16 protein-coding genes are annotated in these 14,848 nt (G+C 68.4%); 13 read left to right on the top strand and 3 right to left on the bottom strand.

Features of this window, described 5'->3' with window-relative positions; translation table 11 throughout:
* From ACQEVU_RS44375 to ACQEVU_RS44390, 4 genes are all read left to right on the top strand, one after another.
* The coding region (locus ACQEVU_RS44375) for a DUF927 domain-containing protein (RefSeq protein ID WP_433335434.1) at positions 1-2,003 on the top strand (2,003 nt) is incomplete at its 5' end.
* Between the two features lie 361 nt (positions 2,004-2,364).
* Positions 2,365-2,688, top strand: coding sequence for a hypothetical protein (locus ACQEVU_RS44380; protein ID WP_433318642.1), 324 nt, complete (start codon positions 2,365-2,367; stop codon positions 2,686-2,688).
* The gene (locus ACQEVU_RS44385) at positions 2,685-2,984 is read left to right on the top strand and encodes a hypothetical protein (protein ID WP_433318639.1); all 300 of its coding nucleotides are present in this window, start codon (positions 2,685-2,687) and stop codon (positions 2,982-2,984) included. Before ACQEVU_RS44380 ends, ACQEVU_RS44385 begins: the two co-directional genes overlap by 4 nt.
* Positions 2,984-3,625, top strand: coding sequence for a single-stranded DNA-binding protein (locus ACQEVU_RS44390; RefSeq protein WP_433318636.1), 642 nt, complete (start codon positions 2,984-2,986; stop codon positions 3,623-3,625). Before ACQEVU_RS44385 ends, ACQEVU_RS44390 begins: the two co-directional genes overlap by 1 nt.
* Positions 3,626-3,862: 237 nt before the next feature.
* Here the strand turns inward: ACQEVU_RS44390 and ACQEVU_RS44395 are convergent, their stop codons facing one another.
* A complete protein-coding gene (locus ACQEVU_RS44395; protein ID WP_433318633.1) occupies positions 3,863-4,144 on the bottom strand; it encodes a helix-turn-helix domain-containing protein in 282 nt (93 codons plus the stop codon).
* Positions 4,145-4,150: 6 nt separating this feature from the next.
* On the opposite strand from ACQEVU_RS44395, the gene ACQEVU_RS44400 reads away from it, so the two are divergent.
* The 5 genes from ACQEVU_RS44400 (at position 4,151) to ACQEVU_RS44420 (ending at position 10,219) form a co-directional block, all read left to right on the top strand.
* Positions 4,151-4,630, top strand: a complete 480-nt coding sequence (locus ACQEVU_RS44400) for a helix-turn-helix domain-containing protein (protein ID WP_433318630.1) — start codon at positions 4,151-4,153, stop codon at positions 4,628-4,630.
* Between the two features lie 224 nt (positions 4,631-4,854).
* A complete protein-coding gene (locus ACQEVU_RS44405; RefSeq protein ID WP_433318627.1) occupies positions 4,855-5,241 on the top strand; it encodes a helix-turn-helix domain-containing protein in 387 nt (128 codons plus the stop codon).
* Positions 5,242-5,312: 71 nt separating this feature from the next.
* A complete protein-coding gene (locus ACQEVU_RS44410) occupies positions 5,313-5,444 on the top strand; it encodes a hypothetical protein (RefSeq protein ID WP_433318624.1) in 132 nt (43 codons plus the stop codon).
* Positions 5,441-5,791, top strand: coding sequence for a hypothetical protein (locus tag ACQEVU_RS44415; protein ID WP_433318622.1), 351 nt, complete (start codon positions 5,441-5,443; stop codon positions 5,789-5,791). Before ACQEVU_RS44410 ends, ACQEVU_RS44415 begins: the two co-directional genes overlap by 4 nt.
* 3 nt (positions 5,792-5,794) lie before the next feature.
* Positions 5,795-10,219 (top strand): hypothetical protein, encoded by a 4,425-nt coding sequence (locus ACQEVU_RS44420; RefSeq protein ID WP_433318620.1) that lies wholly within the window; start codon positions 5,795-5,797, stop codon positions 10,217-10,219.
* Between the two features lie 5 nt (positions 10,220-10,224).
* Here the strand turns inward: ACQEVU_RS44420 and ACQEVU_RS44425 are convergent, their stop codons facing one another.
* Both ACQEVU_RS44425 and ACQEVU_RS44430 read right to left on the bottom strand, forming a co-directional pair.
* Positions 10,225-10,446, bottom strand: a complete 222-nt coding sequence (locus tag ACQEVU_RS44425) for a hypothetical protein (protein ID WP_433318617.1) — start codon at positions 10,444-10,446, stop codon at positions 10,225-10,227.
* 575 nt (positions 10,447-11,021) lie between these two features.
* Positions 11,022-11,216 carry a hypothetical protein gene (locus tag ACQEVU_RS44430; protein ID WP_433318614.1) on the bottom strand — a complete coding sequence of 65 codons (195 nt, stop codon included), beginning with the start codon at positions 11,214-11,216 and terminating at the stop codon, positions 11,022-11,024.
* A 1,040-nt stretch (positions 11,217-12,256) separates the two neighbouring features.
* Between ACQEVU_RS44430 and ACQEVU_RS44435 the strand changes: the two genes are divergently transcribed.
* The 4 genes from ACQEVU_RS44435 (at position 12,257) to ACQEVU_RS44450 (ending at position 14,848) form a co-directional block, all read left to right on the top strand.
* A complete protein-coding gene (locus ACQEVU_RS44435) occupies positions 12,257-12,865 on the top strand; it encodes a hypothetical protein (RefSeq protein ID WP_433318611.1) in 609 nt (202 codons plus the stop codon).
* Positions 12,866-13,458: 593 nt separating this feature from the next.
* Complete coding sequence (locus ACQEVU_RS44440) at positions 13,459-13,782, top strand: hypothetical protein (RefSeq protein WP_433318609.1); 324 nt, start codon at positions 13,459-13,461, stop codon at positions 13,780-13,782.
* A complete protein-coding gene (locus ACQEVU_RS44445; protein WP_433318606.1) occupies positions 13,779-14,117 on the top strand; it encodes a type VII secretion target in 339 nt (112 codons plus the stop codon). Before ACQEVU_RS44440 ends, ACQEVU_RS44445 begins: the two co-directional genes overlap by 4 nt.
* On the top strand, positions 14,114-14,848 hold the full coding sequence (locus tag ACQEVU_RS44450) for a hypothetical protein (protein ID WP_433318603.1): 735 nt from the start codon (positions 14,114-14,116) through the stop codon (positions 14,846-14,848). The genes ACQEVU_RS44445 and ACQEVU_RS44450 overlap by 4 nt, the downstream gene beginning before the upstream one ends.

The following is a 14,848-nucleotide window of genomic DNA, read 5'->3' on the forward strand; positions in this document are numbered from 1 at the left end:
AAGAACGCACCACTGCAACTCTGGACGCCGAAAGCAGATACCTCGACGAGGGCGGCTGCATCTACATCGTCGACGAAGACGGTGGCCGGACCCTGCTCGCAGAGTTCGATCCCCGCATCCTGTCCGAGGTAATCCGCGACGACGGCACCGAGCGGCTCAGCTTGGTACAAATCCGCGTCACCCTGCCCAACGGCTACACCGGCGAGGCCGAGATCCCTGCCGAGGAGGCGCCCAAGGCGCGGAAATGGGCAGCGATCGCCGTCGGCGCCCACGCCACGATCATGCCGATGAGCAGGGCCGAGGACCACGTCTGGACCGCAACGCAGATCCTGTCCCGCGGCAGATGGACACAGACCGTCCGCTACGCCCACACGGGGTGGCGGAACATTGGCGGCAAGTACCGGTTCCTCACCACGTCCGGCGCGATCGGCGCCGACGGGCTGGACCCGACCGTCGCCGTCGATCTCGGCAGTGAGGCGCTCAACCGGTACTGGCTTCCCGACCCGACGGCGGTCGCCGAAGGGGACCTGCGGGCAGCCGTCGCGGCATCGCTCGACATGCTGCGAATCGCGCCCGACGCGGTCATGGTGCCAATCCTCGCCGCGGTCTACCGTGCCCCGCTGCCCGGTGACCCCGAAACGACCGTATGGGTCCACGGCCCTTCAGGCTCACTCAAGAGCGCTGTGCTGGCCGTCGCCCAGCAGCATTTCGGCCCTGCCATGAACGCCAAGGCGCTGCCCACCTCCTGGACATCAACGGGGAACGTTCTCGAGGGCCTGGCGAACGTCCTCAAGGACGTGCTGATGGTCATCGACGACTACGCCCCTCAGTCGGTGGCGAACCTGGCCACCCTCAATGCCGCCGTGGACCGCGTCGTGCGCGGGTCGGCGAACGCCGCCGGCCGCCAGCGAATGAACGCGGACGCCACGATCCGCCCGCCGAAACCTCCGCACGCACAGCTGATGTCCAGCGGCGAAGACCTCCCGAGCGGGCAGTCCCTGCGAGCCCGGATGACCGCCGTCCCGACCGAACCCGGGAACGTCGACAAGAAGCTCCTCACCGAGGCGCAGAAGCGGGGCCGGGACGGGGTCTACGCCCTGTGCATGGCCGGGTACGTCCGATGGATCGCCAGCCAGATGGACGCCAACCCGACCTACGCCAACGACCTGCAGCAGCAGATCATCGACCTGCGGGATGATCTCGGCAGCGGCGGGCACCTCCGGCTGCCCGAGGCAACAGCCGGGCTGCTCACCGGCTGGAGGGTGTTTTTGGACTTCGCGGTCGCGGTCAAGGCGGTCACGGCGACGGAGCGGGACGAGTTGTTCGCCCGGTGTAAGGCCGCCCTTGGTGCGCTCGCCGGCGAGCAGCACGAGAACACGAAGCTTTACGAGCCGGTCCAGATCTACCTCAGCGCCATCGACAGCGCCCTCGTCGGCGGGTATGCGCACCTCGCGGACCGGAAGACGAACGACGTCCCGGAACTCGGCGGCACCATCGGCTACCGCCAGCTTGGCTGGGAGCGGGTCGCCTCCGGTGACCGCGTCGACTACCGGCCCCGCGGCGAGCAGGTCGGCTGGATCGACAAGGACGGCGTCTACCTCTACCCGGCGAACGCGCACTCCGTAGCGACTGCCCAGGCGAAGCGTATGCACATGCCGCTCGCCACCACGAAGGAGACGCTGCACAAGGAGCTGCACCGACAGGGCATCCTCGCCGCCGTCAGCAAAGACGGGAAGCTGGTCGTGTCCAAGCGGGTGGGCGGTACCAGTCTGTGGGTTCTGCACGTCAGGTCTGAGGTGCTGTTCAACACCACTCCGGCTCCAACCCTGGACCCGGTCGAGAACGACGACCAGGCGGCGGAGACCTCCGAGACTCGGGTCGCGGAGGTCGAGCAGGCGCCCCGCGACGAGCAGCTCGACGTGTTCGACGGCCCTCCGCGCTGCCCCGCGTGCAGCTTCGGCTTCGACGAGCAGGGCCACGCCCTCAACTGCGAGGCATCGTGAGTGCCGCACCGGCAATAGCCAGCAAGATCAACAAGGACATCATTTGCGTCCCTAACGCGTGTCTCTTGCGCCAAGAACCTGTGACACCTGTGACAGAGACCGTGAAACGAACCATTAGCGCAGGTCAAGGCCGTCACAGGTTGGTGTCACAGGTTCCGCCGGACGACCCGCGAACCTGTGACACCTGTGACAAGCCCGCGACAGCACACCAGCAGGCCAGGAAGTGCGCCACGTTGACTGCGTCACGTTCGGACCTCGGCGCTCCATGCCCCACCGGCGCGGACGCCAAGCCACCCGTGCGGACCCAGCCCACAGCCCTCCTCGCCGCCAAACCACCCACGACCGCTCCGGAGGAGACCACGTGATCCCCCACTCGTCCTCACCGCTCTACGCCGTCGGTGAAGCGGACACCCACATCGACCTGCTGCTCGTCGTCGCCTGGACGCCCCTCGACGGCTACAGCGCACTTCCGGTGATGCTCGACCTGCACTCCGCGAAGGACACCGCTCGCACGATGGCCGGCGAGCACCGGCGCATCACGTTCTACGACAATCGCGAGCTCGCCGGCATCGCCTACGAGTCGTGCATCAACAAGGTCCGCCAGTACGAACGCCGGCTTGCCGCCGAACGCGAAGACGCCGAACGCGTCGTGCGGCTGGCTGCCCGCGAGGAGGTGCCGGCATGATTCCGCAGTCCTTCCCGCTGTACGCCGTCGCGTCCGGCAAGTACGGCGCCGACCTGTTCCTCGTCGTCGGCTGGCAGGCCGTCGAAAGCCTCGACGCCTTCCCGTACCTCGTCACGCTCTCCTCGTCGGAGGCGCACCTCAAGGCGCCGACGGCGTCGATCGAGCACCGCCTCATCGAGGACGAGGTGACCCTCTCCGGCCACGACTGGATCATGTACTTCCAGGATCTGGAGCAGGCGCGCTCGAACTACGAAGCCGCAGCCGCACCCGAGCCCGGTATCAAGGTCGTGCCGTAATGAGCCTTCCTGAGATCCGCGGCGACGGGAAGTTGATCACCGAGCCGCGCAGCGGCATCGCCAAGACCGGAACGCCGTGGGCGAACTGCATGGTGCGCTTCACCGGCTACCGCAAGGACGGCGACGACTGGGTTGAGGACAGCTCGTTCGTCGCCGCCCTGGCCGCGTTCGGCGACGAAGCCAAACAGCTGACCAGGTACGCGAAAGGCGACGCCGTACACATCGAGGGCCGGCTGCGCAGCCTGCGCCTCTGGCAGCCGGAGCGCGGCGAGCGGCCCGAGCTGGAGATCACCGTCAAGTCGGTGACGCCGCCGGAACGCCGGCCGCGCGGCAACCGTGGCGGCCAGCACCAGGGACAGCAGGGCAACGACTGGCCCCGCCCTGCCACGTCCGGCGCGGGCAGTCATGGGGCAGAGCATCACGGCCAGGCCCGCACCGACCCGCGTAGGCATCAGCCCCACGCAGCGACCCGTACCGGTGTCACAACGGTCCAGCCCGAGGCGACCCCACGCCAGCGCGACGCCGGACAGCGTGACGCCGTCGTGCTCGCCATGCCCACCAACGGCGTCGAACGGCTCCGCCGCGCCCACGCCCGCAACCCGTACGTCCAGGGCAACCGCACCGGAGGCGAGCCCGCATGAACGAACGCAAGGACCGGGCGCCTCGCACGCGCCCGGTCCCGCCACCACCCAACCACAGCGGGGGAGACCGCACCATGACCACGACGCCCGCGACATGGAACACCCTGCTCAACCGGCAGGACGTGGGACACCTCGACTGCTGCGAGCCGTCAGCCGCCCCGGCGCGGTGTGCCCCATGAGTGCTCATGGGAACTTGGAGCACGGCCCGCAGCGCCGACCCCATGGACTGGACCAACCTCATGGGGCACGCCGATGCCCGTCGCGGCCGACGCCGGGGATGCCGTTGCGGAGAATCACCGTCGCAGGGTCACCGTCCACGCAGAGCGCGTCGACGAGTTGTGCGGCCAGCCGGGTCGACGGGGCTTTCTCGCCACGCTCGAGCGACCCGAGGTACCCGTGGCTCATCTGCAGCTTGGCGGCGAGCTGGCGCAGCGACAGCCGCCGGGCCTGGCGCACGTGGCGCAGTGTCGGGCCGAAGTCGGCGTCGGGGATGTGCCTGGTGCTGAGCGCGGCGGTCATTGCCTGATGATCGCCTACAACTCCCGGAAGCCGGAAGGTGCGGAGCAGGTGCGTCTCGCCGCGACGGTGGGCGCCCTGCTCCGGGGTCGCCGCGAGGCTGCCGCGTTGAGCCGTACGGCGCTCAGCGCCAGGTGCGGCGTGAATTCGAGCACGATTACCGCGATCGAGGGTGGCCGGTCCCGGCCGTCGTGGAAGACGCTGGTGCGTCTTGCGGCTGGCTTGCACCCTGCCGATCCGGTGCGGGCGGCGGCATTAGCTCACGACCTGGCGGACGCGGCTGGGCCTTCGCTGGCCTCGGACCCGACGCTTCCGCCGTGGGTCGCCCGCGAGCTGTTCACCGACATCTTGACGGCGTCGATGCGCCGTCTGGGCATCGACGCCGAGGACGACCACGTCCGGGCCGTGGTGATGGAAGAGATCAGGGCTGCGCTGCACCCGACCGCGGATGCAGCCGCACCCAGCGAACTGACGACCGGAAGCGCGTGAGGCGCTCCCACAAGTAGGAGGGACCGGAGGATGACCGGCACCATGGACACATCAGGCCAGGGACACAATGCCGCGCCCACCCAGGCGGATGCTGCCACTGCCAGTGAAGGGCAGGGTTGATCCGTCGGGCACCCCTCCCCGATGGATTGTCTCGCCGCCCTACAGCCCCCGTCGGTGCGGTCCCGCCCGCCGCGCACCATGGCGAGCCCCTGCTTGGCGCTCATGTGGGCGGCTTCTCGGCCTTTGTCATCTCGGTGCTGCTCGCCAAGCACCTGCCCGCCGAACTGGTCAGTCTCGGCCGCAAAGTCGAGGAGGGCCGGCTTGATCCGGCCCAGCTCGTCGCCGTGCGCCAAACGTGGGCTCAGGTCATCGCCGCGGCGGAGATGTGGAAGGCTCGCCGCGCTTCCGCAGACGGCAGCACGGAAGTCCTCGCAGCGGAAATGCCCGCAGGCTCAGATCCATGGATCGATACAGCCGTCGCCGCGGATCTGCTTGGGGTGAGCACCTCGAGGGTTCGCCAGCTACTGCGATCAGGCGCCTTGGCCGGCCGCCGGGCGGGCGGCGTCTGGTGGGTGCATCGCGCCGACTGCGAGTCGTACCTGGCAGCCTGACGACGGATGCGCCGGCGGGGCTTGCCGCTACGACTGCTGCGCTTGCGGTGGCCGTCCACGATGCGCTCGGCATGGATGCTGTCGCGGCGCAGCGGTACGCAGCCACGCTGCAGCGTCGGGAGACGGCACGCGGCGGCGTCGAACACGGCAAGCGGTGGCTGTCGGCCCTCACCAACGCGCTGCTGTTGGAGACCGCCGCATGAGCCATCCAACGGCAGTACCGTTCGTCCAGTCGATCCGCCGCGGAGTTCGTCAGGCTGGCGACGTTGCGCTGCTGCTCTCGGCCGCCGTTGATGCCGGTGTCGACTCCATGACCGCGGTCGAATCGGCGATCATGCACGTCTACGACTCCCGGATCGACGCGGCGGCCGTCAGCGCCCGCAGTCCCCTCTTCGGTCCCTGCCCTGACCTTGAGGCAGCGAAGCTGCTCGGGCGGATCGTCGGCGAGCAGGCCGTTGCGCTCACCTTGGCCTTCCAGATGCTCGCCGACGCCAAGGACATTTCGGTGGCCGAGGCCGTTCAGCAGCTCAACCACGTCGTGGAGGGGTGAGCCGTGGCTGACAACGGCATCTCCGCCGGATCGGTATACGTCGATATAGTTCCGCGTGCTGACCGCTTCTGGCCGGAATTTGTGGCCAAGAACCAGGCCGGCGCCGAGAAGACCGGCCAGGAGATCGGCAAAGTCATCGGCCGGGCCATCGCCGTCGAAGTCGCCAAGGGCGTCCGGGACGGGCTTGATCGCGCCGGCGCCGGCGTCCGCGCGCAGGGCGGCAGGTACGGGCAGGAATTCGGCGGCACGTTCGCCGACACCGCCCGCCGCCGGATCGAGGCGGCGCTGCGGTCGCTGCCGACCCCGCAGATCGGCGTCGCGACCACCGAGGCCGAGCAGAAGCTGAAGGATCTCCGCGGCGAACTGTCGACGCTTGCCAGCAAGCGGATCGGTGTCGACATCGGCGCCACCGAGGCGCTCGAGGAAGTCCGCCGGCTGAAGGCCGCCCTTGACGAGCTCGCGGCGAAGTCCCCCAATGCGCAAGTGCGGGTCGACACCGGGCAGGCGTCGCTCGAGCTGGCGGCCATCGACCGGGAACTTGCCCGTCTCGACGGGCGCCGGGCCAGCGCCAAGGTTGACGTCGACACGGGCAACTCCCGCGGGGAGATGAACGCCCTTGTCGCTGCCGGGCTGGCGCTGGGTCCGGCGATCGTGCCGGGCGCCGCGGCCGGCGCTGCCGCGATCGTCGGCCTCGGTATCGGCGCCGCCTCGGCCGTGCCCGCAGTCGGGGTGCTGGCCCTCGCGTTCCACGGTGTCGGCGACGCCGTCAAAGCGCTCGACGCCGCCCAGTCGGCGTCAGCGAAAACCGGCGCGACATTGCTCGGCCAGCAGCGATCGCTCGCGTCCTCGGCCGACCAGCTGCGTTCCGCTGAGGCCGGGCTGGCTAACTCGAGGGCGACCGCCGCCGACGCGCAGCGACGCTCCCTGCAGCAGATCGCAGACGCGGAGCGGTCCCTGGTCCGCGTTCAGGAGGATGCGCAGCGCGCGCAGCAGGCGCTCAACGATGCCCGCGAGGAGGAGAAGCGCAGCCAGGAGGACACGGCGCTGCGGCTTCGGCAGAACGCTATCGACCAGCGGCGTGCCGCCGCCGAGGTTGAGGCGGCCACCGCCGCAGTCAAGACCAAAAGCACCCAGCAGACGCGGGATGCGCTCGAGGAGGCGCTGCTTCGCCAGGAGGAGTTGGCGGTTCAGGGCCGTCGGCTCACCGAGGAGCAGGCTCGCAATCAGCAGACCGGTGTTGACGGGTCGAGGCGGGTTCAAGCTGCCCAGGACGCTGTCGCCCGCTCCCAGGAGCGGATCGCCGAGGGTGAACGTGCCGTCACCGAAGCCCGGCAGCAGGCCGCGGCCCAGGCCCGCCAGTCGGCGTACGCCATCCAGCAGGCGCAGCAGGCCGTCGTGGCAGCGCAGCGGGCCGCTGGCGCAGCGACCGTCGCTTCCGCAGCCACCGCCGGCTCGGCGGTCGACAAGCTCGACGACGCTATGGGCAACTTGCCCGCCACCGGCCAGCGTTTCGCCAGGTTCCTGTTCGGCCTCAAACCGGAACTGCTCGACCTGCAGACGGCAGCCTCGGATGGGCTCCTGCCGGGGGTGCAGGAGGGCATCCAGATTCTGCTGCCGCACCTCGCCGACGTGCGTGGCTTCATCGGTGGCGTGTCGACAGAGATGGGCACCCTGGCCCGGCGGGGCGCGGAGACGTTCACGAACCCGTTCTGGCGGCAGTTCTTCTCCTACGTCGGCTCGCAGGCCGTGCCGACGATGGACGGCTTGTTCACCGCAACCGTCAACGTCGCCGAGGGCGGCGCACGGATCATCCAGCAGTTCGCGCCGTTCGAGCGGCAGGTCGGCGGCGGCCTCGTCAACGTCACCCGACGCTTCGCGGAGTTCAGCCAGGGGCTTGACCACAACCAGGGCTTCCAGGAGTTCATCCGTTACGCCCAGACCGAGGGGCCGCGGGTCGTTCAGACCGTTGGCGCGATCGCCACCGCCGGATCCCACATCGCCCAGGCGTACGCGCCGATCGGTTCAGTAGTTGTCACCGAACTGCGCATCCTCGCTGAGGTCATCGACGCCATCCCCGTGCCGGTCGTCTCGGCGCTTGCGACGGCGCTCACTGCCTACAAGCTCGCAGCGCTTCTCGGCGGGGGCGCCCAGGCCGTCCTCAACTCCAGCTTGCTGCAGGGCACGGGGCGGATGCTCGGCTTCCAGGCCGCTACAGCCAGCGCCGCAACCGGTGTGACGGGCTTCCAGTCGGCGGCGAAAGCCACCTCCTCGTTCATGGGCGGCCCGTTCGGGCTGGGAATCGGTCTGGCCGTCACCGCGATCGGCTACCTGATCACCGCTCACCAGCAGGCAAAAGCCGAGATCGATCAGAACGCTCGGTCGCTGAGTGACGTCGGCGACGAGTACAAACGCACCGGCAAGGTGTCAGCCGAGTCGATCGCTTCGATGGTCCGTCAGAACCCGCAGCTGCGTGACCTGACCGCAGTCCTGCGGCAGCAGGGCCTCACCGTCGACGACCTCGGCCGGTCGTACCAAAACAATCTTGAGCTGCAGAAACGGGTGTTGGACGCGGCTAAGGCGCAGGCCGACGCGGACGCCGAGGCGCACAAGAGGGCGTTCCAGGGGTCCTTTGGTTTCGGCGGCGGCGCGGAGCTCGACAAGGCGAAGCGGTCGCGTGAGCTGTACGAGTCGCTGAAGAAGTCGTACGAGGACGCGAAGTTCTACGCGGACGCCTACTCCGATGCTGCCAACAATTCGGCGGACCGGACCAACAGGGTTGCGATTGTGTTCCGGGACGCCTCGCCGTCGGTGAAGTCCCTTGCCGACAGTTTCCGGATCGTCGCCGACACGGCGTCTACGGCGGCGCAGAAGACCGATGCGTTGCGCGCCGCTGAGGATTCCCTGTTCGGTGCTGCCCGGCAGGCCGACGAGGCAGCCGAGGACCAGGCAAAGGCGATCATCGCCGCGAACAAGACCCTCGACGACCGGAACCTGCTCAACGAGAAGGGTGCCAAGAAGCTCGACATGACGACCGAGGCGGGCCTGCGTGTGCGGGACAGCCTGAAGGACGAACTGATCGCGATCAACAACACGTACCGGGCGAACATTGCCAACGGTATGAGTGTCGACGCGGCGACGAAGGCGCACGACGCCGAGGTCGAGTCGCTGAAGAAGAAGTGGGAGGCGAAGGGCCTCGACCGGGATGCCACCCAGAAGCTGATCGACATCTACGGCAAGGTGCCGACCTCGGCGACGACCGACATAGCCGTCACCGGCTTGGATGCGACGAAGGCGCAGCTCGACGAGCTCTTGACCTACCAGTACGCGCTGCGCAACGGCATCACCTTCAGTCAGGCGCAGGGTCAGCTTCACCCCGAGACCCACAGCCCCGGCGGGCGGGGCCAGTCGCGCGGCTCGCTCCTTGCCGAGGGTGGGCCGGTCATCGGACCGGGGTCCGGCACCTCCGATGACGTGCCGGCCATGGAGCGGTCGACGGGCGCACCGTTCTGGCTGTCCAACGGCGAGTTCGTGCACAAGACGGCGGCCGTCAACTACTACGGTCCGGCCTTCATGCATGCCGTTAACGACATGAAGATCCCGAAGCAGGCGGTCCGCGGGTACGCGTCGGGTGGGCTCATCCAGCAGCTCCTCACCGACCACTACCCGTACCCGACGACGACCGCGATGACCCGCATCCCCACCCGGGCCGAGGTGGCCCGCGCTGTCACCGAAGGCCCCTCCTCGGGTGGCCGCGAGGACATCAAGGCGTTCATTCGGGCCGTGGACCGGCTGCCGTACATCTGGGCGGCTGCGGGCCCGTTCGGCTACGACTGTTCCGGCCTCGCATCAGCGGTGTTCGGCCTTGTCACGGGGCGGGGCGGCGGCCACGGGCAGCGGTACTTCACCACCTACGACTTCGCGAACGGCGCCCCGGCAGGGACCGGCCTGAAGCCCGGCGCAGGCGGCGTCCTGACGCTCGGCGTGAACCCGCAGTCGCACATGGCCGGCAACTACGGCGGGCTCGGGTTCGAGGCGGCATCGACCCGCTCCGGTATCAAGATCGGCACGTCGGCTCGGAAACCGTCGACTTTCCAGAAGCAGTTCCACCTGGCCTCGGGTGGTCTCGTGTCGGCAGCGCTCCTCGACGAACTCGGCCTCGACATCGGCGGCGACCCTTCCGGGATCACCGTCGACGGCCGCCGTATCCCGCTGGGCGCCTACGACGTCGGCGGCTACCTCCCTCAGGGTCTGTCCCTCGCCTACAACGGCACCGGACGGCCCGAACCGGTCATCCCCGCCGAACGCCTCGAACGGGCAGCCACCGGCCGGGCGCCCGTCGTGCAGAACTTCTACCCTGCCGCCGACTTGGACGAACGGGCGGTGGCGACGATGGCGGCCCGCAGGCTCGCCCTTGCAGCCGTCAGCTGACCGGGCTAGTTCTTGAACCCGGACTGGGCGCACACGGTGGCGAGGTTCGTCACCGCCGTGCCCATCTCGATGCTCGCGGCAACGTCGTCGGGGTTGCTTTTCGCCGCCTTCGCCTTCTCCACGATCGCCCGCCCTTTCGCCGCGATGAGACTGTCAGCTGATGTCGCCGCCTGTTCCCCGATTGCCAGCATCGCAGCAGCATCGTCGTAGATCGCCGTCGTGCCCATCGCTTTGGCTACCTTCGGGCAGACGATCGCCCCGACCGGGTCCGGCGCCGCCGGTGATGGCGGCGGAAGCGGCTCGTCGGTGCCGCCGGCGCAGTAGCCGCTGGGGAGCCGGCCGTGCGGGCAGCGACTCGGCGTCGGCGGCGGGGCCGCCGACGCTGAACTGCTCGCCGCCGTGCCGGGCTCCGCGGTGTTCGACGCGGGTTTGCTCGAACATCCGCCGAGGGCCAGGAGCAGGGTTGCGGCGAGTAGGGGTGTGCGGCGCACGGCGGGGCCTTCCAGGTCGGCGTGATGGCCGAGAATGTCACATCGGCGCGATGGAGCGTCAGGCCTCAATACTTGGTTCGGCACGTACAGCCGAGTCGCTTGGTCCGGATGGTGGGCGAGAACGACCGGTCCAGCTGGCCGATTCCGGATGGCAGCGAGGGATGCCGAGTCGGCGCGGTGCACTGTTACGTCGGCCCCACCGGCTGCGGACGGGCTGGGCTGCTCTCGCGTCGCTGCGCTGATGCCGCGGGCATCACAGCAAGAAGCCCCGCGTCCAGCTGGACAGCGGGGCTTCTGCCTGGGCGGGGGTCTTACCGGCGGAACAGCGCGCCGGTCGCCACGAGCATGGCCACGAGGACTGTCCCGTAGTGCGGCTCGTAGTGGGTGACGACCCCGGCGAGAAGCACGGCGCCGGCCTTGCCGACGGCGCGCCAGGTGGGCCGTTTGACCCTGAACGTGAAGTACCGCGCGCGGCGGTCCCCTCGGTGCTGCACCTCAATCTCCACTTGACGCAAGCGTTGAGGTGGCGCCTATAGTGGGGCGCCACCATACCTGTGGCACCGGGCGGCGCGGAGGTGAGAGTCCGTGCCGTCCTTTGCTGTCCGGGTCCGGTGGTGGCCGGGTGCCGGTTGGCGGCCCGCACGAGGGTGAGCGGGCACGAGGGCGGCGTTGCGCTCGGTGCTGAGCGTGGACCCTACACCCGAAAGTGGCAGTGCGGAATTAGACCGTAATGGATCATGGCACTCTTGTTGGAAAAGCGGCAAGAATGTTGCGTGGAGCCAAGCCCATTAGCTGCCATGATTGCCGAAAGTCAGCCGAACGCTACGCGTTGCAGTCGGGAAATGTGGCGCTCGTCACCATGCCTAGGCGGTGTGGCATACCGCCTCTGAACTGTGCGTTCGAACTAATGTTTGAAATTATGTGACTACTGACAGTGGGGTAGAACGCCTGTGTGTAGCGGTTCGCTAGTGGATTCGGACTGCAATTGGGTTGGCGACGGTTAGCGTCGGTCAGCGACGAACTGAACCGCAATCTTCACGGTGCGCGCTGAGATTTCTCAACGGGAGAATTCTCAATTCGAAACCAAGTCAACTTCTCGCAAGGTTTCCCGATTGCTCCCGCAAGTCAACGATGTCCACGCCGACCGTAGCCGCGCCGGCAGTCAATGCCGTCAGGCTCGGGAAGTTCCGCTCGTAGCTGGCCCCGGCAAGCCGGCACCACTTCGTCGCCCCGACACCGCCCACGTCGACTCGCCCCCGTCGCCGGTGCACATCGACCCGACCCACGCCCCCATGCCTCGACGCTAAGACACGCGTTGGCCAGGCCAAAGACCAGCAGACGAACTACCCCGATGTGATGCGGGCCCGAAGAGTGGCCAGATACATCCGCAAGCCACAGGCGCAGACGGCGAACCCGCAGAACAACCGCAGCGCCCGCAGCGCAACCCCATCGTCACCCGGACCACGGGTTCCGTCCGGGCTGCGGGGACCGACATACAAAGATCGTTCGGCCCCTGCGAAGCCAGGTAGGCGACCCGCAGTGGGTCATGGTCGGCGATGTCGCGGTCGTGCAGAGCCGCCTGCTCCTCGGTATGCCGTCGCAACGTCTCCGTCGCGCGCAGCAGGTCGGCATCGACGACAACAGGCTGCTGCCGCCCCGCTTCGACCTGAAGCGGGTCCGACAGTACCTGGAACTTCGAATCCCAACCGATGCTCGCCTTGAGCTCCGGCATCGACGGCGGGTCGTCGTCGCTGATCCGTATCACCACATCCAGCGTCAACCCCACGTGCGATCGCAGAAGCGGGACCGACAAGTCAACCGCCCGGCCGTTGTTCAGCTCGCGGAACGCGTCGATTGCACCGGCTACAAGCTCAGCGACTTTGACGACGCAACCCCAGCCGGGGAAAAGTGCCTCAACGCCACGTTCGGCCGCCAGCATGACGACGCTCTCGAGACTCTTGGAGACGAGTTCGCCCAGCTGTTGCTTGACGTCGGGCCGGTCGGTGGCGCGTTCGCCAGTTTCGTGGCTGAGCTCGCCGTGGCTAAGTTCCTGGGCCGCTTCGGCCAGCCGCTGAGGCGCGGGCCGAGCGAGCTTGCCGTGGCCGAACTCCTCGTACCGTTCGCTGCGCTTCACGACGCCCGCGTCTTCATGTAACGCCACGCGGTTGGGGCAACAGCAGTCGGAGATCACAGCGTCGGCTGCCGATGAGATCCAGGCACCAGCCGACGTGTTCACGGAACGCCTGAGCGGAATCTCGTCGCGGACGGGGTCCTCATGCCAAGGCTCAGGCAGCTCCGACGGCCCGGAAATTGCGCGGCGCATCACCTGACGGTCGCACATCGGATGAGCGGGCGGACAGTGACCGACGTGCCGATCTCGTGATCATCAACCGGATGGCGCCCCGTCAATGTTGGGGCACTGTCCCAGCTGACGGCGTTTTCGCCCTGAGGGACGAGATCCGCTCTGACCCGCCCGCTCTCAAATGTAGCCATCGCCGCCCCTCCTGCGAGAGAAGGCCACCTCGGTAGGGGTGTCGGAATCTCGGCCCGTCCAACATGATCGCGATGACCGGCGGTTATGCGCATGACTCCCCGGCCCAGCGCCGGCCGTACCGAGACTATGCCCTGGCTGACCCCGCGGCTGACGTACGCACTTTTATCCACAGGCTGCGATCCGCTGTTGAACCCTTGCGCCTTCGCGCGGCACCCTGGTTCACGTCCATCGATCACCATCGGCTGAGGAGAACCGTGCCCCCTGACCAGCAGCCCGACGACACCCGGCGCCTCCGTCGTGCCCCGGCCATCATCGCGCTCCTCACCACCGCATCCGCCCTGCTGATCGGCATCCCCACCCTCGCTGCCAACGCCCGCGACCACCTCATCAACGCCGGCGCCACCACCCTCTGGGCAGTCGGCACCGTCGTGCTCATCGCGTCCAGCGTCCTCGCTGTCAAACTGCTGCGCACCCGCGATCGTCAACGCCAGGGCCACCTGGCCATCGCCACATTCATCGTGTGGCTCGTCGGCGCCGGCATAACCATCTACGGCCGCAGAGCCTGGGGGGCGATGTGAACCTGCGGATCGACCCAGCAGTTCTCGACGACGCCGCCAGCAACCTCGACCAGATCGCACACCACATTGGCGCCGCGACCACCTACCTGCCCCGCGTCGACGGCCAAGGCAGCATCTTCACCACACTCGTGCAGCGCCATCAGGACATGCTCACGAACCTGGAATCATGGCTGGGCAAGCTGCAAACCCTCGCGAACGGGTCCCGCACCGCGTTGACCGCTGCCGCCGGCTACTACCGCGGCACCGACATCGGCGCGGCAGCCCGGTTCGACGCGGCACTGCCGGACGCGAACCCGGGCACGTACCCGGGCGCCGACCATCAGCGGGTGTCATGATCCCGATCGAGGATGCGACGGCGATGCTGACGGCCCCCGACGCCGGCGACGCGACGCCCGGCGGCGGCTACTTCGACGCCACCGAGTTCACCTCCTTGTTCTCCCCGACCTGGTGGGGCAACGAGATCATCAAAGAGGTCACCGGCTTCGACTTGTTCGGCGAGGTCGGCCAGGCCCTGATGGGCAACTGGGAGCTGTTCGCGAAGGCCGGGGACGCGTTGAAGCACCTCGCCGACTGGGCCGAGGTGACCGGCACGAACGTCAACTGGGTGGCGGCCGAGCTCGGCAACCGCTGGGACGGGCACGCCGCCGACGCGGCCGTCAACTACTTCGCCGGCACCGCCGCGCCGGTCCTGGCGCTGCCCGAGCCGCTGCGGAAGGCCGGTGAGGGCTACATCAGCACGTCGAAGGGGATCTGGCAGCTGTCGAACCAGGCGACGAACTTCGCCGAGGCGCTCGCCGATTCGTGCATCGTTGCGGTCGCGGCCACCGCGGCCGGCACGGTGGCGGTCGAAACCGGCGTGGGCGCGGTGATCGGCTACGGACTCGCCGCGCTCGAGTTCGCCCGGGCCGTCGAGCTGGTGTCGAAGCTGACGCAGATCGCGGTGGCGGCGAACGCGCTGGCGTTCAGCAGCATGGGTCTGATCAAGGCATTGGAGACGCACCTGATCCACACCGGCGACTTCCCGCTGCCCGACGTCCCGTACGCGTTTCCCGGCCAGGGGAGGTAG

It is taken from the genome of Dactylosporangium sp. CA-139066, from assembly GCF_050936175.1.
Classification (GTDB): domain Bacteria; phylum Actinomycetota; class Actinomycetes; order Mycobacteriales; family Micromonosporaceae; genus Dactylosporangium.